General features: G+C 40.8%; 13 protein-coding genes and 1 pseudogene. 13 read left to right on the forward strand and 1 reads right to left on the reverse strand.

The window, feature by feature from the left end; translation table 11 throughout:
* Window positions 1–202: 202 nt before the first annotated feature.
* The gene (locus CA265_01925) at window positions 203–1,633 is read left to right on the forward strand and encodes an aryl-sulfate sulfohydrolase (protein ID ARS38505.1); all 1,431 of its coding nucleotides are present in this window, start codon (window positions 203–205) and stop codon (window positions 1,631–1,633) included.
* 106 nt (window positions 1,634–1,739) lie between these two features.
* Here CA265_01925 and CA265_01930 read toward each other — a convergent pair whose 3' ends face one another.
* A complete protein-coding gene (locus CA265_01930; GenBank protein ARS38506.1) occupies window positions 1,740–3,311 on the reverse strand; it encodes a hypothetical protein in 1,572 nt (523 codons plus the stop codon).
* A gap of 438 nt (window positions 3,312–3,749) precedes the next feature.
* Here CA265_01930 and CA265_01935 point away from each other — a divergent pair, with 438 nt between their 5' ends.
* The 12 genes and pseudogenes from CA265_01935 (at window position 3,750) to CA265_01990 (ending at window position 20,614) form a co-directional block, all read left to right on the forward strand.
* Entirely contained in the window at window positions 3,750–6,875 is a 3,126-nt protein-coding gene (locus CA265_01935; protein ID ARS38507.1) for a hypothetical protein, read from the forward strand.
* Window positions 6,876–6,900: 25 nt separating this feature from the next.
* Entirely contained in the window at window positions 6,901–8,763 is a 1,863-nt protein-coding gene (locus tag CA265_01940) for a hypothetical protein (protein ARS38508.1), read from the forward strand.
* Between the two features lie 83 nt (window positions 8,764–8,846).
* Window positions 8,847–11,144 carry a hypothetical protein gene (locus CA265_01945; GenBank protein ARS38509.1) on the forward strand — a complete coding sequence of 766 codons (2,298 nt, stop codon included), beginning with the start codon at window positions 8,847–8,849 and terminating at the stop codon, window positions 11,142–11,144.
* A gap of 178 nt (window positions 11,145–11,322) precedes the next feature.
* Window positions 11,323–11,553, forward strand: a complete 231-nt coding sequence (locus CA265_01950) for a hypothetical protein (GenBank protein ARS38510.1) — start codon at window positions 11,323–11,325, stop codon at window positions 11,551–11,553.
* A pseudogene (locus tag CA265_01955) lies at window positions 11,540–11,931 on the forward strand (VapC toxin family PIN domain ribonuclease). The gene CA265_01950 and the pseudogene CA265_01955 overlap by 14 nt, the downstream one beginning before the upstream one ends.
* Before the next feature lie 459 nt (window positions 11,932–12,390).
* Window positions 12,391–12,858 (forward strand): division/cell wall cluster transcriptional repressor MraZ, encoded by a 468-nt coding sequence (locus CA265_01960; protein ARS38511.1) that lies wholly within the window; start codon window positions 12,391–12,393, stop codon window positions 12,856–12,858.
* Complete coding sequence (locus tag CA265_01965) at window positions 12,848–13,753, forward strand: 16S rRNA (cytosine(1402)-N(4))-methyltransferase (GenBank protein ID ARS42858.1); 906 nt, start codon at window positions 12,848–12,850, stop codon at window positions 13,751–13,753. Before CA265_01960 ends, CA265_01965 begins: the two co-directional genes overlap by 11 nt.
* Window positions 13,750–14,172, forward strand: a complete 423-nt coding sequence (locus tag CA265_01970; GenBank protein ID ARS38512.1) for a hypothetical protein — start codon at window positions 13,750–13,752, stop codon at window positions 14,170–14,172. Before CA265_01965 ends, CA265_01970 begins: the two co-directional genes overlap by 4 nt.
* Window positions 14,162–16,258, forward strand: coding sequence for a cell division protein (locus CA265_01975; GenBank protein ID ARS38513.1), 2,097 nt, complete (start codon window positions 14,162–14,164; stop codon window positions 16,256–16,258). Before CA265_01970 ends, CA265_01975 begins: the two co-directional genes overlap by 11 nt.
* A 74-nt stretch (window positions 16,259–16,332) precedes the next feature.
* Complete coding sequence (locus CA265_01980) at window positions 16,333–17,790, forward strand: UDP-N-acetylmuramoyl-L-alanyl-D-glutamate--2,6-diaminopimelate ligase (GenBank protein ID ARS38514.1); 1,458 nt, start codon at window positions 16,333–16,335, stop codon at window positions 17,788–17,790.
* Window positions 17,790–19,037 (forward strand): phospho-N-acetylmuramoyl-pentapeptide-transferase, encoded by a 1,248-nt coding sequence (locus tag CA265_01985; GenBank protein ID ARS38515.1) that lies wholly within the window; start codon window positions 17,790–17,792, stop codon window positions 19,035–19,037. The genes CA265_01980 and CA265_01985 overlap by 1 nt, the downstream gene beginning before the upstream one ends.
* Window positions 19,038–19,225: 188 nt before the next feature.
* A complete protein-coding gene (locus tag CA265_01990) occupies window positions 19,226–20,614 on the forward strand; it encodes a UDP-N-acetylmuramoyl-L-alanine--D-glutamate ligase (protein ID ARS38516.1) in 1,389 nt (462 codons plus the stop codon).
* Window positions 20,615–20,627: the final 13 nt, after the last annotated feature.

Raw genomic sequence — 20,627 nt, forward strand, 5'->3', positions numbered from 1 at the left:
ATAATGATTGATAATGGGCCTGGGTTTACCCGGGCCTTTTTATTATGGCTTTAATTCGGGGGCGCTCCAATTGACAATATATCGTTTAAATGAGTTAATAAACTGTTATTATATTTGTTTGGTATTGATGAAAATTGTTGATGTTAAGAAGACGAAGGTCTGCTCATTAATCATTAGTTAAAATCCATTTAAAAACATCCCTATGAAGACATTCATTAAAATATTTTCTTTAGCCGTGTTAATAAGCTTTTCCTGCTTAACCCTTTATTCCCAGAATAAACAGGTGAAAACCAAACCCAACATCCTGCTCATTTTTGCTGATGATCTTGGATATATGGATTGTGGCTTTACCGGCAGTAAGCTTATGGAAACACCAAATATTGATGCGCTTTCGAAAAAGGGAATGGTATTTAATAATGCTTACGCTGGCGCAGGCAACTGTGCACCCAGCCGTGCTTCGTTAATAAGTGGTCATTATACGCCCAGACATGGCGTTTACGCAGTAGGAAGTACCACCAGAGGTCCTGTAGATCAGATGAGGCTGGTTCCGGTACGCAATAATACGGAGCTGAACCCCACATTTGTAACCATAGCCGAGGGATTAAAAGGGCAGGGCTATGCTACAGCTATTTTTGGTAAGTGGCACCTGGGCGAAACGCAGGAAACTCAACCGGAAGCACAAGGCTTTGATCAGTATTTCCGTGGACCAAAAACCAATATGGGAACCGACGGGCAGATTGATCCAAAAGGGGTGTCTACCTTAACTGATGAGGCCATCAGGTTTATGCAAACCAAACGGGAAAAACCTTTTTTCGCTTACCTTGCGCATAATGCCATTCATTCTAAACTGGAGGCAAAACCAGAAACGATAGAGAAATTTAAGCAAAAAGGTTTAAAAGGCAACATGGCACTCTATGCCGCCTGCACCTACGATTTTGATGCCAGCATCGGGGTATTGATGGATTTTATGAAAAAATCAGGGCTCGATAAAAATACCCTGATTATTTTTACAAGCGATAATGGTGCTACACAACAATCTTCGCAAGAACCTTTAAGAGGGAATAAAGGATCCTATTACGAAGGAGGAATAAGAGAGCCTTTTATCGCTTACTGGCCCGGTCACATCAAACCGGCAGCTGTAAATTCTGCACCAATTATCAATTTAGATTTTTACCCTACTTTTATGGCCATCGCTGGCAACAATACATTCAAAGGTGATGGTGAAGACCTGAGTCCGCTTTTATTTGGGCATAAAACAGAAACAAGCAGAAAGGCTATATATTGGTATTTTCCTGGATACCTCGATAATCCGGTAATCAGAGGGCGCGATAAAGTATTTAGAACTCGGCCCGTTGCGGTAATTAGAAAAGGCGATTTTAAATTGCACCTCTACCTCGAAGAGTGGTTGTTGGATGGAGGAAAAGCCAAAATTAACAGTAACCATGCCGTAGAATTATATAATATCAAAACAGACGAGGGCGAACACAATAACCTGGCGGATGCTGACCTGAAAAAAAGAGATGAACTATTGGATGATCTTTTAAGCTGGATGAAGAAAACCAAAGCGCCACTCCCAACCAAAATTACCGCGACCAATAAACCTGTTGAGGGCTCGGTAGCTGGCGAAAACTAGCAATGAAACTGAAATGAATAGCTTGATCTGGGGTAACCTGGTGCGTTATTCCATATTACGATATGTTGTCAGATCTTTCCATCTGACAACATTATATAAATTCCTTTTAGAAAACCTCAAAACCTGTATTGAGCAATAGCATATAAACTGCCAGATAACAGACCATAAATGCGGTTGATAATGCGAAGTAGCGGGTTACCTTGTGGCTTCCTTTTTTAAATGGAAGGAGGAACAGGATATTGAATATTTCTGACAACAATGCACATATAAAATTCAAACAGACCATCACGCAGCTAAAAGCCACTACAAAAATAGCAGGTTGGATAATGATTCCGGAAGGAAGGCCGTAGAGTGCACCCATCATAAAACTGAGGGGAAGGATAATCAAAGCATATTTCAATCCCGATTTAAACTGCAAAAGAAAATACCTGCCTAATTTCGGAAGTGGTGTTTTAATTTTCACTGGTTTTAATTCCTTTTCAACTATTGGAGTTTCCAATGCCTCATTCAATACGGCTTCACTGGTTTTTCGTTTTTTACCTCTCTTTTGTTTCTTATAACGTGGCCACCAAATGATAAAACCTGTAATAAAGAGGGCCAAAGGTATTAATCCGGCAATAATGGCGATAACCTGTGTCGGCCTGCCACCAAAGCTTCCATAATGGATGGGTGTTAACCAGCTGAGATAAGCATTGCCAACATTTGGGAAATCCTTCCGGCTGTTCAGTAACACTTTGCCCGTATATTGATCAACAATAAGCATTTCTCTTTTTCCAACCTTAGGTAGGTTTCCGCTCACTACATCCAAACGATAAGTTCCCATTTTATCGGCCGGAAAGGCAATCCCGCCAATATAACCGTTTGGCATTTTTTCTTTGGCTGCGGCAACAACCTGTTTAAGCGGAAGTGGCACAGCCTGTGCATGCCATGCCGATTTTGCCCCTAACAATTTGGCAACTCCTTGCGGCGACTTCCCGCTAAGCACGAACAACAGTGGAATAATAAGTGTAGAAAAAGTAATCGAAAAACCGGTAAGACTCAGTATTGCCACAATGGGAGAGGAGTAAAAACCGAGTGAATTGTGCCAGTCGTAATTTTGCCGCTTAAGTGATCCGCTAAACCTTACGGTAAGTACCGATTTTAACTGTTTCCATTTCTTAGGGATCCATAAACGTAAACCTGAAATGGTTAAAATTAAAAGACAGAGTGAAGCTAAACCACAAATGTAACGTCCCGCAACAGGAATAAGCAAAGTCCGGTGCAGTTCGGTAACTATATGAATAAAAGAACTGGTGTGTATTCTTTTGCCAGTTGTTTTTCCTGTATAGGGATTAATAAAGGTTTCTCCGCCAGTTTTTAAATTCAGAACGCTATACGCTTCATTAGGATTTTTGAAGTTATTGAGCATCAGGTAATCGATTTTTAACCTGGGGTAATTCTTCTTAATTAAAGGCACGATCTCCTCAACAGGCAACTTTTGTTTCTGTGCAATCACCTCGAACAGCTTAGGGTTTAGTGCACGGTCTATCTCATCCTGAAAAACCAGGATACTGCCGGTAACACCAACAAAAGCAACAATTGCCCCGGCAATAATACCAAGATAAAGATGCCATTTACCAAACCACCTTTTTTGATGTTTTGCCCAGTTTGGCCTTCGAGGAGTATGTTCAGATTTCATTTTTTTAGCTTGGTTTCCTACCCGGGTATCACGATAGGGAATTTGGTTTACGCTTACAAAGAAATTGTTTTAATTGCTTTCATCCAAATTATATTTAATAAGTCTAAATAATAATTCATCAGATATTCTCGAAATGGAAATTGCTATCGCTTTTTAATTCAATACGTCTGGCTTATACGCTCAATAGTTGATTAGAATGGGAAATCGAAATTTTAGCGTATGGCCCCTGCTGCGGGTTTAATTGATGATTCAGGTCATTTTATCCGTAGGAACAAGGGGAAAAGAGGGCAAAAAAAACATTGTAAACGATCAAATTAGTGGTAGTTGCGGCTAGGTATTCTTCTGAGATTTATCCTAATAGCATGGATGGTTTGGTTGGGCTCCAAACCATCCGGCAAAAAACCAAACAAGAAAACTAACCAACCAAAGAATTAGATTATGAAACAGGTATTACAAATGCACTTACGGGTGCTCGGAATCGTCTTCATTTTACTGCAGTCCTATCATGTTTTTGCTCAGGTAAAAATATCGGGAACGGTAGTAGATGCAGAAGGAAAGATCCCATTGGCGGCTGCCACAATTTCCGTTACAGGGAGCGCTGCATCCTCGGTAAAGGCAGACGAGTCGGGTAAATTTACAATTGCTGTACCCAGTGGCGCGATGCTAAGGGTTACCATGACCGGCTATAAAGCGATAACTGTTGTGCCTAAACAGGGAATAGTAATAGAAATGGTCTCTACTGCGATCAATTTAAACGAAACGGTGATTGTCGGTTACACCAAGCAAAAGAAAGAACTTTTGAGCGGGTCTGTCGCTTCTGTTAAATTTAAAGAGACAGACACCGAAATCCCGACTACATCAGTGGGTAACTTATTGGCAGGTAGAATGCCGGGCTTATATGTCTCCACGCCTAGTGGGATACCAGGAGCACAGCCCAGCATTCGCATCAGAACGCCAAGCTCATGGAATACAGCGCCGGTTTTATATGTAATTGACGGAAAAGTAACCAGTGATGCGGCAGAATTCAACAATTTAAGCCCTAATGAAATTGAAGATGTAACCATTTTAAAAGACGCGGCGACTACAGCTGCTTATGGTGCCCGTGCAGGCGGGGGAGTGATGTTGATTACCACCAAACGTGGTAAGGCCGGAAAAGCATCTGTAAACTATTCGGTGAACACCGGAAAAGATGTCCGTGGAAATAACATGGAGCTAACCAGTATCATGGAGTGGGGAGCGATTCAAAACAGAATTTGGGGCGAAGCTGGCGGACCGGCAAATACTCCCTGGACTGCGGATGCAAAAGCATACTTTCAGGATGCGGATTTTGGTGGCGGCAAGGGCTACGGGTTTAATGCCTTAAAAGATGTTTATGTCGATCCCTCTATTACTACGCATAATTTAAGTGCTTCGGGCGGGACAGATAAACTTCAGTATTTTATCGGCGGCTCTTATGTAAACCAGGAAACTTTTATCAAAAACACCAACGAAAAAAAGTACAACGTCAGGGCAAATATAACGGCTAACCTGACCAAAGATGTAACGGTTTTCGCTGGCTTTAGCATAAACAATAATAAATTTAATGCCCCTCAGGGCGATTGGTCGGGAGATATGTTTCCTAAACTTTTGGTATGGCAGCCATATATGCCATCCTTTACGGCTTCAGGCGACCCAGTGTATTACTTCTGGATTACCAATAAACCAGGCGAAGCGCAAGGACTGGCAGGTTACAATAAGTCAGAGGCCATCAAATCTGTTGCGAATTTAAATTTAACGTATAAAGCCCCGTTTTTGGAAGGATTAAGTGCTAAAGTGGGCTATATAAAAAGCTTTACGAACACCAATCAAAAAATATATTCACATCCTTTTACCTATTACGAACTGAAACAGATTACACCAGTTATCTGGGATTTAAATACTGTTGTAGGGAAAAGTCTTACACAACATTCGAATTCTATAGAAAAACTATCTGCCTGGAACCAGGAGGAGCAATTGAACTTTCAGTTAAACTTTGAACGAAATTTTGGCAAACATCACGTAAACGCGGCACTGGTGTACGAACGTCAGGAACGTTCCGGCGACGGTATTGATGCGACCATCAATGGTTTTCCTATTTATACAACTGACCAGTGGTGGGCCTCTACCGGAGGAGCAGGTGTGGTCAACGGTACGGCAACAAAAAGTATCAGCAACACCTATGGTTTCGAGGTAACAACTGGTCGTAAATCGTATGTTGGACAATTTGCTTATGATTATGGAGATAAGTATATCGCTACTTTCACCTATCGTTATGATGGTTCGGTAATTTTTGCCCCGGATAAACGTTGGGGATTCTTCCCTGCCGGTTCTGCAGCCTGGGTGATCTCTAAAGAAAACTTCTTTAGAAATGTAAAAGGAATTGAATCATTAAAATTAAAGGCTTCTTTCGGAATAACAGGTAATGATAACGTTGCACGCTGGCAATATGAAGATAAATATGTTCCGGGAGGCAGTGCATTTTTTGGCGAATCGCCTGCACTTAACCCTGGGATACGATATGATGTATTGCCCAATCCCGACATTACCTGGGAAAAATACCAGAACAAGAATATAGGGATCGATATCAGTTTCTTAAAACATTTTACGGCCTCAGCTGAGTATTGGCATAACCTTACCTACGATATCCTGGCTGCAAAGATCCAGTCTACCCCACCAACCTTTAGCCGCCCATTACCATCTGTGAATTACGGTAAAATGAAAGCTAACGGTATTGATATCGGCCTGAACTACAACAACAGGGTTGGCGAATTTAATTATAGCGTAGGTGCGAATTTCACTTATGGCGATTCATGGTATGTGATGAGGGATCAGAATGTAACTTACGATTATCAGGATATACTCAAAGAGGGACGTTCTGCGAATATGATTACTGGTTACACTGTTGATAAGATGCTCAGGTCGCAGGCGGATGTGGATGCTTTATTGGCGGCTAAACCTGGATATACTTTCAATGGCATTGCGCCTAAACCCGGACAGCTGGCCTACGTGGATTTTAATGGTGACAATAAAATCAACGACAATGACATTACCGTGCTAAACAATAGCAATAATGCCAAAGTAGTCGGTTTAAATTTAAGTGCAGAGTGGAAGGGAATAAGTGTGAATGCCAATTTCAACGGTTCGTTCGGTTATAAAAAATCTTTCAATGACTTATCCGGAGGAGTAGAATGGAACAGGATGTGGCGTCCTTGGTACGATGAGTCATGGAGCCCGGAAAATCCTGATAACTCCTGGTTGCCTTATCGCTACAGTGCAAATGATGCCGTAAGAGGTGTTAATACAGCAGGAAGTAATTTCTGGCTGGCAGATGCAAGTTTTCTACGCCTGAAGTTTTTGAATGTTGCTTATAATGTTCCGCAAAAATTATATAAAAAATACGTAAACAACATTCGTTTTTATGTATCCGGATCTAATCTTTTTGTGATCAGCAAATTCAACAAAAAATTCTATGATCCTGAAATGGGTGGAGGTACGGCTTTCCCAATTGTTAAATCCTACAATGCCGGTCTAAGCGTAACGTTCTAAATTTTAACATTAAAAGGAAATCAAAATGAAATATCTAAATCAAAATAAATTTATCCTTTATATCGCCCTGATTATTGCCCTGGGCTCGTCTTGTAAAAAAGGATTGGATTATGAAAACACAGGAGCGATAAATCCAAAGAATGTATGGACAGATTCTGTTTTAATCAAGTCCTATTTGAACGATGTATACAGCGGCCTTATGCCCGGATGGCCGCTTGGAAGTGGTGCGAATGCTGATGAGGGCATTAATGCATCAGGAGGGAACTTGAGTGGTTTCCAGCGGGGTATCGTCGATTTAGTAGCAAATGCGACCAATCTCAATTATACGAATATTGATAAAACCAATTATTTTATGGATCAGGTGAGGGATTTGCCTGAATCGGTAATCAACCCAAATACCAAAAACAGGTTAATCGGCGAGGCTAAATTTTGGCGTGCCTGGACTTACTGGGGGATGGTCAGCTCGGTAGGTGGGGTACCATTGATCTTAAAGACGCAAAACGGGAACGATGTAAACTCGCTGAAAGTAGCACGGAGCAAAACATCTGAATGCGTTGCACAGATTATAAAGGATCTGGATGAGGCGGCTGCCGTTTTGCCTCCCAACTACAGTGGAGTTGATTACGGCAGGATTAACCGCGCTGCTGCGCTTGGTTTTAAAGCAAGGGTACTTTTATGGTATGCCAGTCCATTATTTAACCCTTCAAACGATCAGGTCAGGTGGGCAAATGCCTATAATGCTGCCAAAGCCGCTGTACAGGCTGCAGATGCAGCGGGTTTTGGTTTGTTTGCCGACTACAAGTTAATCTGGTATTCGAGGAACAAAGAGCATATTATGACCAGGCAATACTATTATCCGGATAGTTACATGAACTTTAACGCCATCAGGCCCCTTCCTTTTACAAATGGAAATACCAATACCGATCAACCCATATTACCTCTACTGATCGCTTATCCAAAACGTGATGGTAGCCCTATGCAGTTTGATAAAAACCAATTATCTAATGCAGCTTATAATCAGCAGTTTCTAACTGATTTTTACACCAACCGCGACGACCGGTTTTATGCAACCATTTGGTGTGGTGGTACAGTGTACCCAACGCCTGATGTGAATACAATAGGTATGACCGCGCCAAGATCCCGTACTTACTGGCAAGCCTGGACCTGGAAAGCATCGGCAACGCCCAGCACTGTGCTCCCGGAGAAAAATACGACCTTATTCTCGGGTATTTCTCCGCTTGTTCAAAATGGAGATGAAAATGGCGTAACAGGTTTTTTTCAGCGTAAAGGTTTAGATACACTTATAGACAGGGCAGCGCTTGTAGGCGTAGCAGCCGGTGCTAAAAGCTGGTTCTCGCCTATGCGTTATGCTGAACTTCTCTTAATGCTTGCCGAAACTGCAAACGAAACAGGTAACAGTAACGAGGCCGTAACGGCTTTATCTTCCATCCGTAAACGTGCGGGTATTGCCGCTGGCGTATCCGGGAAATATGGCATTACAGCAACTTCACAGCCCGATCTTCGTACAGCGATCATGAACGAACGCCAGGTGGAACTCGCTTTTGAAGGTTTTAGATTTAACGATTTAAGAAGGTGGAGACGTTACGATATCCTGAATACCCAGACCACCAGGAGAGGTTTATTCCTGATGCTGAATAAAGGTGAAGCTTTGCCTGGAAATACAGACAACATTATGACTGCTGCGGTAAGGGCTAAATTCTCTGCAGTGATCGTAGAAAATCTGGATAAGACGGCCTCGGCTAATCAGACTTATAACCTTGATCTTAATCATTGGTTTAATGCTTTGCACCCAACGCAGATATCTGCTGAACCTGATCAGTTGCCACAGAACAAAGAATGGGGCGGCCCTTTTGACCCGCTACAATAAAATACAAATAATCAAGTAGGCGGATAAAGAAAGTTCGCCTACTTTTATACAACACAACACAAACACACAAATAGATACCTGAAATGCAAAATAATTCTTTAAATATCGCCGCAAAAGCTACTGTATTGCTAATGGTGATCACCTGCTGGTTTTCGGTGAAGGGATATAGCCAGACCGAGTTTTCGACTGATTATTTTAAAATCAGGGTGGATAACAAAGGTTTCGTCACCAGCATGAAAAATAAGACTAAAGCCCCTTACCGGGAGTTTAGTCCTGCTGACAAACCTTCACCTCTACTAAGTTTATATAGTGATACCAAAAAAAAATACTTTGAACCCACTAAAGCGGTTTATATAAAAGATAAAAAAACACTCGCACTATATTATGCCAATGGTTCGGTGGCAAACGTTAAACTGGAGCCTAAGGCGAAATATTTTAAATTAACCTTGCTCTCACTCACTAACCGAAAAGGTATCGATGTGATTGAATGGGGGCCATTACACACTCAGATCAATAATCTATTAGGCGAAATCATCGGTGTAGCCAGGGATACAAGTGCTGCCGTAAACTACTCTATTGGTATGATGGCATTAAATGATAATACCTTGGGTGGAAAAGCGGAAACCATTGGCGATGCTGCACCGTTTCAATACATTGTTCATACTCCTGATGCTAAGCGTTTTCCTTTGCCCTCGAACCTGCATGAAGGTCAGGTATTTACATTGGGCGGAAACGGGGTCAGCGATGTTGCTTTTTATGCACATAAAGAACCCTGGTACCGCATCATGTATGGTAATGCGGCAACTGTAGATAAAAACGGGAGGATATCACTCGCTTATCAGTCAAGAGACCGTGGTTTTGAAAGAGAGGTTTACTTTTCGCTCATTCCTAATATGGCTGCGAACACGCCCAACCATTTACAGGTACAACCGTTACCAGGTGTAGATTATATCGGATCATCGGTCGCCTTGTGGGGAAGCCCTGACAGTACGGCTTTGCTGGATGTGATCCAGGATATTGTCCTGAAGGAAAAGCTCCCGCATCCAACCATTAATGGAAAATGGATAAAAGACCCGGCTGCATTTGTTCCTGACCTCCTAACAAGTGGTAATTTAAATGATAGCACCATTTCTTATACATCCAGATTGGGCTTTAAAACCATAAGTTTATACGATCAGGGCTTCTTAAGAGCCGACCGAGGCAATAACGGTTATATCGACGGAAAGAATTTTGAGAAAAAGCCGATTAAATTAACAAACGGAAGTGTTTCGCATAAGGAGTTTTCTGATATGGCAGCCAAACTAGGGATCAGTATCGGCAGGACTCCAATTACAAATGCTTTGGCCCCAGGCACCCTGGATGCAAGTCCAATCCCGAGCGACAGCCTGTGTTATCAGCAAAAACGCTTGTTGGTGAAAAATATCAGCGCAACCGACACGGTTATTTTGGTAGACAATCCCACTTATCTTGATGAGATTGCCAGTTGGGAAGGTCATTGTGCCAACTTAAACATGATCAAAATCGGTAAAGAACTTATTCATTATATGGGCGTTTCAAAGGAGAAACCCTACAGGCTGTTGAATGTGAAGCGGGGATACTGGAAAACCACTGCCTCAAACCATGCCAATGGCGATACCATTTACAAACTTCAGGTAACGGTTAATTATGGATACGATGGTCTTATTCCGAATATGCAGCTGCAGGACAAAATCGCTGAACACTTTGCTGAAGTCTGCAAAGTCAATGGCATTTCTTATTACGATTTCGATGGCCAGGAGTTTTTGTTTAATAACGGACATGGTTATTATTCTACTAAACGTTTCTTTGGTAAAATGTTCGAAAAGGCAGCACAGTTAGGTGTCCCATATATCCGTTTCACAGGTGCTACCTTGTCTGAAGGATCCTGGCATTATCAAAGCATCTGGAATGTTGGTGGTGGGAAAAATCTATACGACGCTGAAACCCGCGAATGGGGCAGTACCACCAGTCAGGGAAAGGATCTCCGTGATGTATGTTATGCTAACTTTTTTCCTGTGGGTATGGGGGGCAACTTCCCGATCAATGCCAAATCCAAAGTTGAAGAATATGAGCATATACAAGCCATTTCAGTAGGTGTTGGTACAACATATAGTTTAAAAATGAACCAAAAGGACGTTGAAAGTTGTCCGCAGAAAGAAGCTATTTTTAAAGTAATAAGAACCTGGGAAAATGCAAGAGCCGCCAACGCTTTTCCACGAGCGGTAAAAAGACTGCTGGCAGACCCTGCAAATAGCTGGCAGCTGGAACAGGTTGACAACAATAAATGGAAACTTTATCCAATTGTCAAAGGAGAAAGAAAAACTGTGATCAACTTAAACAGAGATGTGGCAGGAGGGTATTAAGTATTTCCAACGAATTTTGAAGTTCCCATCTTTAAGAGAATACGTTCCGAATATGTCCTCCTCTTTTGATTCCATCAATGGAGAGCGAAATGGACAACCTTACCACCCTCAATTTGAGGATGGTAAGGTTATTGTAGAAATAATTCTTTATTTTTGTGTTATACTTAATATCACATCCATGCACATAGAAACACGTAAATTACTTTTGATTGAAGAAATGCTCAAAGTAAAAAGTGAAGCTACTTTAGTTGCTTTGGAGAACCTATTAAAAGTTGCAAATAATAAAACGGTTAAAAAAACACCAAGCGTAAGAGATTTTTCGGTAATCTGGTCTAAAGCTGAAGCGGAAGAAATGGAACGTATTATCGCAGAATCCTGTGAAACAATCCACCCGGATGATTGGAAATAACCTTTTAGACACTAATATAGTGATCGAGTTATTTAAAGGAAACCCGACGATCACAGCATTTCTTGAAACCTAAAGGAGGAAATCAATATTCCTTTTGCTGTATTGGGAGAGCTTTATCTGGGTGCCTACAGATCGGCTAATCCAAAGAAACACATTAAACAAATCAACTTTTTTCTGGAAAAATGTAATGTCCTTATTGCTGATGATGAAACGGCTAATCATTATGCTTTAATCAAAGCAGCATTATTGCAAAAAGGTAAGCCAATACCGGAGAATGATATATGGATAGCAGCAATAGCAAAGCAATTTGACTTAAAATTGCATACAAAGGATAGGCATTTTAACGAAATTGATCGCCTTAATTTACAAAGCTGGTGACAGATTAGCCAAAAAAAAAATATATATTATTTTTCCTCCTACCGCTTGATTCTCTCGTGACATTCTCGATGTCGTCTTTACGGAGTGGTATTTTTCGGTTTCCTGTCAGACCTAAGCGCCCTACTTTTTGCTATTTCCCTTGCCCGCTCATTAAAGCTGAGATTTTACAGGAACGGTCATTAGCTGAATAATTGTGGCTTCTTTAATACGCTCATTTTTAGCGTTATTTAAATTTTATGGGAAAAACTGGGCCAAGGTGACACTTTTTAATAATCTATTTTTAACCTGCTAATTATCAGTGGATAAAGGTTTTTTGCTTGTGCGGTTAGGCTTATTCTGACTATATTGTGAGACCATTATTGTAACAAAAAGGATGTGGAAAACTTTTTTGTGGTAAAAAGTGGTAAAAAGTGGTAGAACTATTTACTTTTACACTAGATAAAAAGTGTAGATACCACTATGACCCAACTTTTAGGAGAATTCGATTGTAAACTTGACGCAAAGGGCCGCCTTATGGTTCCCGCTGCGCTTAAGAAACAATTGCCTGAATCTGAGAAAGAAGGGTTGATTATTAACCGTGGTTTTGAGAAAAACCTGGTGATCTATCCAAAGAAAGTTTGGGATGCTATCGTTACCGATTTAAGCAAACTGAACATCTACGAAAAAAATAACCGTGAATTTATCAGGTCGTTTACCCGTGGTGCAACCGAGCTTTCGCTTGATGCGGCTGGTCGTGTGCTTTTGCCTAAATCGCTGGTTGATTATGCGGGTATCGGAAGCGATCTTGTACTGGCTTGTCAGTTAGATCGTATCGAAGTTTGGGATAAAAAATCTTACGAAGATATTTTTGATGACGTACCGGAGAATTTTGCAAACCTTGCCGAGCAGGTGATGGGTGGTAAGAAAGGAGGTGCTGATGGCGAATAATTACCATGTTTCTGTAATGTTGCAGCCCTGTATTGATGGGTTGAATATTAAACCTGACGGCGTTTATGTTGATGTAACCTTTGGTGGTGGCGGTCATTCAAAAGAAATTTTAAAACATCTAGGACCGAAAGGGCGTTTGATTGCTTTTGATCAGGATCCTGATGCGCAGGCAAATATCCCCGCTGATGATCGTTTTATTTTTATCGACCAGAACTTCGGTTTCCTGAAAAATAATCTCCGCTTAAAAGGATTTAAGCAGGTTGATGGTATCCTGGCTGATCTTGGTGTTTCTTCGCATCAGTTCGATGTGCCGCAACGTGGTTTTTCGATCCGTCATAATGCCGATCTGGATATGCGTATGGATCAGCACCGCGATTTAACCGCTGCCGAAATATTGAATACCTATACCGAAGATAAGCTGCATAAAATATTTGGGATTTATGGTGAAGTGAAAAATGCGAAATCTTTAGCGCGTGCTATTGTGACTTCGCGTTTGGAGCAGCCTTTTACTGATATAGATAGTTTGAAATCAGCTATTGCTGGTTATATCCCGAAAGGAAAAGAAAATAAATATTTAGCGCAGGTTTTTCAGGCACTGCGTATAGAGGTGAATGCCGAAATCCAGGTGCTTGAAGATTTTTTACAGCAAGCTGCTGATGTGTTAAAACCTGGTGGTCATTTAGTGGTGATGTCTTATCATTCTTTAGAAGACAGGCCGGTTAAAAACTTTATGGCGAAAGGTAAATTTCAGGGTGAGGTAGAAAAAGATTTCTTCGGAAATCAGCAAAAGCCATTTAATGTAATTACACGCAAAGCGATAATTGCCACTGATGAGGAAATTGCTCAAAACAACAGGGCTCGCAGTGCGAAACTAAGAATTGCAGAAAAGATATGAACAGGTTTAGGGAAGAGATAGAGGAAGAAGAGGTTGGGCCTGAACCAGAGTTAAAAGCTGCGCCCAGAAGGCCAAAAACTGCCGAAGAAAAAATGGATAGTAATTCATTTATCAGTAAGCTTTTTAATGATGGATTAGTAAGTAAAGAGGCGGCAACTGATGCTTTGCCTTATTTGTGTTTTCTGGCCCTTTTGGGGATGATTTATATTGCCAATAGTCACTTTGCGGTAAACAATGTTCGCCGCATTGATAAATTAAATAAAGAAGTAAAAGAATTAAGATGGGAGTATAAATCCCTTAAAGCTGACCTGATGTTCAAGAGTAAATTGACGGAGGTTGCCAAAAAGGTAGATACCCTTGGGATAAAAGAACTGATTGAACCACCAAAAAAAATAATTGTTAAAAGCGATGAATATTAGAGCAAACATCTTGCTTCGTGTATATCTGGCATTTGGCTTAATTGTGCTTTTTGCTTTCGCGGTGTTTTTACGCCTCGGTCAGGTACAGTATGTGCAAGGGAAAAAATGGAAAGCTATGGCAGATAGTCTTTCTACACGATATGTAAGCGTGGAGGCTACCCGTGGGAATATTTATTCGAACGATGGTAGTTTACTGGCTACTTCTATACCGGAATACGAACTGCGTATGGATATGTTTGCCGGTGGTATTGCCGAAGATAAGGTATTTAATGAAAAAGTAGATTCGCTGGGTTATAAATTAGCGCAGCTCTTTCAGGATAAAACCGCTAAAGAATATGCGCGTTACCTGCGTAAAGGACGTCAGGATAGTGCACGTTATTTGCTGATCCATCGTAAAGTAGGTTATGCTGATCTGAAAACCATCAGGACTTTTCCTTTATATAACATCGGCAAGTTTAGCGGTGGTTTAATTGCTGTGCAGCAGAACAAACGGATCCTTCCTTTTCAGGCTTTGGCGGCCCGTACCATTGGCTATAAAAACGAAAATGTTAAAAACGGTGTAGGTTTAGAGGGAGCATATAAAGAATACATCAACGGCGAAACCGGGAAAAGACTAATGCAGCGCATTGCCGGTGGGGTTTATGTTCCGGTAAATGAAGAAGCTGAGGTGGCGCCGAAAGATGGTGCAGATATCATTTCGACCATTGATGTAAATATGCAGGATCTGGCCCAGAGTGCATTAGAGAAACAGTTGATTAAGTACGATGCCGACCATGGAGCGGTAATTGTAATGGAGGTTGCTACTGGCGAAATCAGAGCAGTAGCCAATTATTCTAAAGTAGAAGAAGGGGTGTATAAAGAGAAATTTAACTACGCTATTGCGGGTAATCAGGATCCAGGTTCAACTTTCAAATTAGCTTCTTATATGGCTTTACTTGAGGATGAACTGGTTGATACAAACATGATGGTTGGAACAGGAAATTATAAAATTCCTGGTCACATGATCAAAGATTCGCACGGAAGTATTGGTGTTGTGACAGTGAAAAAAGCATTTGAGCAATCATCAAATGCCGCTATCGCTTATTTGATTAATAGTAAATATGGTGCTAATCCTAAAAAGTTCACCGACCATTTGTACAACTGGCACTTAAACGAAAAAATGGAATTGCAGATTCCGGGTGAGGCCAAGCCAACTATTAAAAATCCATCTAATAAAAGCTGGGGCAAAATGACCTTACCACAAATGGCGTATGGCTACGAGATGGAGCTAACGCCGTTGAAAATGCTTTCGTTTTATAATGCAGTAGCCAATAATGGAAAGTATATCGCTCCAATTTTTGTGAAAGAAATCAGGCGGCTGGGCAACCCGATTGAGCAGTTTAAAGCCAGGGTAATTAACGATAAAATATGTTCTGATGTTACACTTAGTAAAATCAGAAGCATGTTGGAAGGAGTAGTTACCGAAGGTAGTGGGAAGCAATATGTACATAACCCGCTTTATAAAATTGCCGGAAAAACGGGTACAGCTCAGGTAGCTGACGCAAACAAGGGTTACAAGGCTAAAAAGCAGTATCAGGCTTCTTTCGTAGGTTATTTTCCTGCAGATAAGCCGAAATATTCAATGATTGTGGTAATCAATGATCCTAAAGGGGGTTATTACGGTGCCTTGGTTTCAGGTCCGGTGTTTAGGGAAGTGGCTGACCGCATCTACGCCAGTGATATGCAGATGTACAACGATGTTCCTACCCGTTTGGTTGGGAATACCGGTACGCCGCCTACAAAAGCCGGACAGAGTAAAGCTACTCAGAAAGTGTATAAAGCATTTGGTTTTAAACCGCTTTTTGCTTCAAAATCTGAATATTACAACATTATAGATACCAGTGCAGGAACAATTTTTCAGGAAAATAACGAACGTAAAGGTGTGATGCCAAACGTGGCGGGTATGGGACTGAAAGATGCATTGTATCTGTTAGGAAATGCAGGCTTAAAAACCAAAGTTTTTGGTTCTGGAAAAGTAGTGAGCCAATCTATTATCGCCGGAACCAAGGTGGGTAAAGGATTGGGTGTACAAATAGAGTTGAATTAAGGTGTAAGGTAAAAGGTATAAGGCTTAAGGTCTTGCTGCTTGATATTAAATACCTGATACTAAAAGAATAAAAAATGCAATTACAAGATTTACTTTACGGCGTAACGATTAAAGAATTGGTTGGTAAAACCGATAGGGAAATCAATGCGCTGAATTTCGATTCGCGTAAGGTAGGTAAGGATGATGTCTTTTTTGCAATTGTGGGTACTTTGGCTGATGGGCACCAGTTTATCGGGCAGACCATTCAACAGGGAGCAGCGGTAATTATCTGTGAGAATTTACCAGAAATCCAGGATTTTACAATTACTTATATTAAAGTAGAAAATACATCGGTTGCTTTGGGGATCATTGCTGGTAATTATTTTGGAAATCCATCAGCAGATTTAAAACTGATCGGTATTACCGGAACCAACGGGAAAACCACCATTGCCACTATTCTTTTTAAATTATTTAAAGATTTAGGGTATAAAACCGGGCTCTTGTCAACGGTAGAGAATTACATCAACGATACGGTAGTGGCAGCAACACATACAACACCGAATCCAATTGCGCTAAACCAGCTTTTAAGAGAAATGGTTGATGCAGGCTGCGATTATTGTTTTATGGAAGTGAGTTCGCATGCGGTATCGCAACACCGGATCGAAGGATTGACTTTCTCTGGTGGGGTATTTTCGAATTTAACACATGATCATTTAGATTTTCATAAAACTTTTGACAGTTACCTGAAGGCTAAAAAGGCATTTTTTGATGTTTTACCTAAATCGGCATTTGCACTAACCAATATCGACGATAAAAACGGTGTGGTGATGTTGCAGAATACCAAAGCGCATAAAAAGACTTATGCACTTAAACAACTGGCCGATTTCAAAGCAAAAATTATCGAAAACCAGTTCAGCGGGCTGCATTTAGATATCGATAACGAAGATGTATACTTCAAATTGGTAGGTTCTTTTAATGCCTATAACCTGCTAGCCGTTTATGGAACTGCCATCTTGTTAGAACAGGATAAATTAAAAGTGTTGACTTTGTTGAGCCGTTTATCAGGCGCTGAAGGAAGATTTGATTATATCACTTCTGCCGATAAAATTATTGGTATTGTGGATTATGCCCATACGCCAGATGCGGTGCAGAATGTGTTGAGTACCATTGCCAATATCCGCAAAGGAACTGAACAGGTAATTACGGTAATCGGATGTGGAGGAGATCGTGATAAAACCAAACGGCCGATTATGGCTCAGGTGGCCTGCGACTGGAGTGATAAAGTAATTCTGACCTCTGATAATCCACGGACAGAAGATGCACAGACCATAATCAACGATATGGAAGCTGGGGTTTCGCCGACAAATAAGCGTAAAACCTTGTCCATTTTAGATAGAAGAGAAGCCATAAAAACAGCCTGCCATTTAGCGCAGCCAGGAGATATTATTCTTGTTGCAGGCAAAGGGCACGAGAAATACCAGGAAATTAATGGTGTAAGGAACCATTTTGATGATAAAGAAATTTTACTTGAACAATTAAAACCAATCAGCTAATGTTATATTTATTATTCGAATACCTGCATAAGCATTATGATATACCTGGGTTGAGGTTGTTTCAGTACATCACTTTCCGTGCATCTATCTCTATTATTTTATCGTTGATCATTACCACCGTTTACGGACGTAGGTTGATTGATTACCTGCATAAAAAACAGGTTGGAGAAACGGTAAGGAATTTAGGTTTAGAAGGACAGATGCAAAAACAAGGTACACCAACAATGGGGGGTATCATTATTTTGCTGGGTATCCTGATTCCAACCCTGTTATTTGCCAATATTTCCAATATTTACGTCATCCTGATGATCATCACAACCATTTGGATGGGTGCAATCGGGTTTCTGGATGACTATATCAAGGTTTTCAAAAAAAACAAAGAAGGTTTAGCTGGCCGGTTTAAAGTGGTTGGTCAAGTAGGTTTAGGTCTGATTGTAGGCACCACCATGTATTTCCACCCCAATATTGTGGTAAGAGAAACGGTTCAGGATAATGTTAAAAGCACTTCTACGGTTCCGATGGTACTGCGCCAAAAAGGCGAAACCTTTTATTATACGCAAGATGTAAAATCGACCAAAACCAATATGCCTTTTTATAAGAACAATGAGTTCGATTATGCCAAGGTATTGAAGTTTTTAGGTGGCGATTATCAGAAATATGCATTTATCATATTCCTGATCTTTACTGTGTTTATCATTACAGCGGTTTCAAATGGGGCCAATATTACCGATGGTATTGATGGCTTAGCCACCGGAACATCAGCTGTAATCGGGATTACCCTTGGTATTTTAGCCTATGTTTCTGGTAATACCATTATGGCCGATTACCTCAATATTATGTATATCCCGAACTCGGCCGAGCTGATGATTTTTGCCGGTGCCTTTGTTGGGGCCTGCGTTGGTTTTCTTTGGTACAACTCTTATCCTGCTCAGATTTTTATGGGCGATACCGGAAGTTTGGCTATTGGGGGTATCATTGCCGCATTTGCGCTCATGATCCGTAAAGAACTTTTGATCCCGATTTTATGCGGAATATTCCTGGTCGAACTGGTGTCGGTAATTATGCAGGTATCTTATTTTAAATATACCAAGAAGAAGTTTGGCGAAGGGCGAAGGATTTTCCTGATGTCGCCTTTACACCACCATTACCAGAAAAAAGGATATCACGAAGCTAAAATTGTAACCCGTTTCTGGATTATCGGAATTATGCTGGCCATTATGACCATCGTAACATTGAAACTAAGGTAAGTTAAGGTTGAAGGTCGTGGGTTTGAAGGTTTAATAGAAAAGCTCAAAGACTAAAGCTGAAAGGTAAAAGAGAGCGTAATAAATAAAATGACCTAGTGGTAAATAAAAAATAAGTAAAAAGTTAAGTGTGATGGTATTAATGTCTTGACTAGATACTCACCACTTGATACTAAAAAATAAAAAAAATAATGAGCACGAATAATATCACATCAAGCAATACGAAGTCAGCAATGACCGGGCAGGGCCGTGTGGTTATTCTTGGGGCCGGCGAAAGTGGCGTTGGCGCCGCAAAACTGGCTCAGGCTAAAGGTTTCGATGTTTTTGTTTCCGATTATGGTGTAATTACCGATAAATATAAGGCTGCTTTAGAAAAACTTTCCATTCCCTTCGAGTCTGAAAAACATACTGAAGAGTTGATCTTAAATGCTAGCGAAGTCATTAAAAGTCCGGGCATTCCACCTACCGCACCAATCATTAAAAAATTGGTGGCCAAAGGGATTTCAGTGGTTTCAGAGATTGAGTTTGCCAAAAGATATACCCATGCTAAAACCATCTGCATTACGGGTTCCAATGGTAAATCAACGACGAGTTTATTAACCTATCACATCTTAAAAAATGCGGGGTTAAATGTAGGCTTGGCGGGTAATATCGGTCAGAGCTTTGCCGCACAGGTGGCTACAGAAGATTACGAATATTATGTGCTGGAAATTTCAAGCTTTATGCTTGATGATATGTTCGAGTTCAGAGCAGATATCGCTGTTTTACTTAACATTACCCCAGATCATTTAGATCGTTACGATTATAAACTGGAGAATTATGCCGCGTCAAAAATGCGCATTGTTCAAAACCAGACAGCAGAAGATGTTTTCATTTATTGTGCAGATGACGAAGAGAGCTTAAAAGCCATCGCACTGGCTAAACCCCTAGCGAAAGCTTTTCCCTTTTCAATTACTAAAAAAGTTGAACCGGGCGCTTATTTAGAAGAAACTACTATACATATCCTTACAGAACCAAATAACCAACTAACCATGTCTATTTCAGATTTAGCCTTACAGGGCAAGCACAACATTTACAATTCTATGGCCTCAGGCATTGTGTCGAAAGTTTTAGAATTAAGAAATGAGTCCATTCGCGAAAGCATGGGGAATTTCAAAAATATTGAGCACAGGTTAGAGCATGTGGCCAAAATTTCAGGGATCGATTTTATCAACGATAGTAAAGCCACCAATGTAAACTCTACCTGGTATGCTTTAGAGAGTATGACCAGCGATGTAGTGCTCATTATGGGCGGTGTTGATAAGGGGAACGATTATAACATGCTTAAGGATTTGGTTAAAAGTAAGGTAAAGGCCATTGTTTGCTTAGGTAAGGATAATAAACGTATCCACGATGCTTTTGAGGATGATGTAGAAGTAATTGTAAATACTTTTTCGGCTGAGGAAGCGGCACAGATTGCTTTTCATTTAGCTAAACGTGGCGATGCGGTATTGTTATCGCCTGCTTGTGCAAGTTTTGATTTGTTTAAAAATTACGAAGACCGCGGTAATCAGTTTAAAGCGGCAGTTAGAGAATTATAATAGGAGGCTCAAT

It is taken from the genome of Sphingobacteriaceae bacterium GW460-11-11-14-LB5, from assembly GCA_002151545.1.
Classification (GTDB): domain Bacteria; phylum Bacteroidota; class Bacteroidia; order Sphingobacteriales; family Sphingobacteriaceae; genus Pedobacter.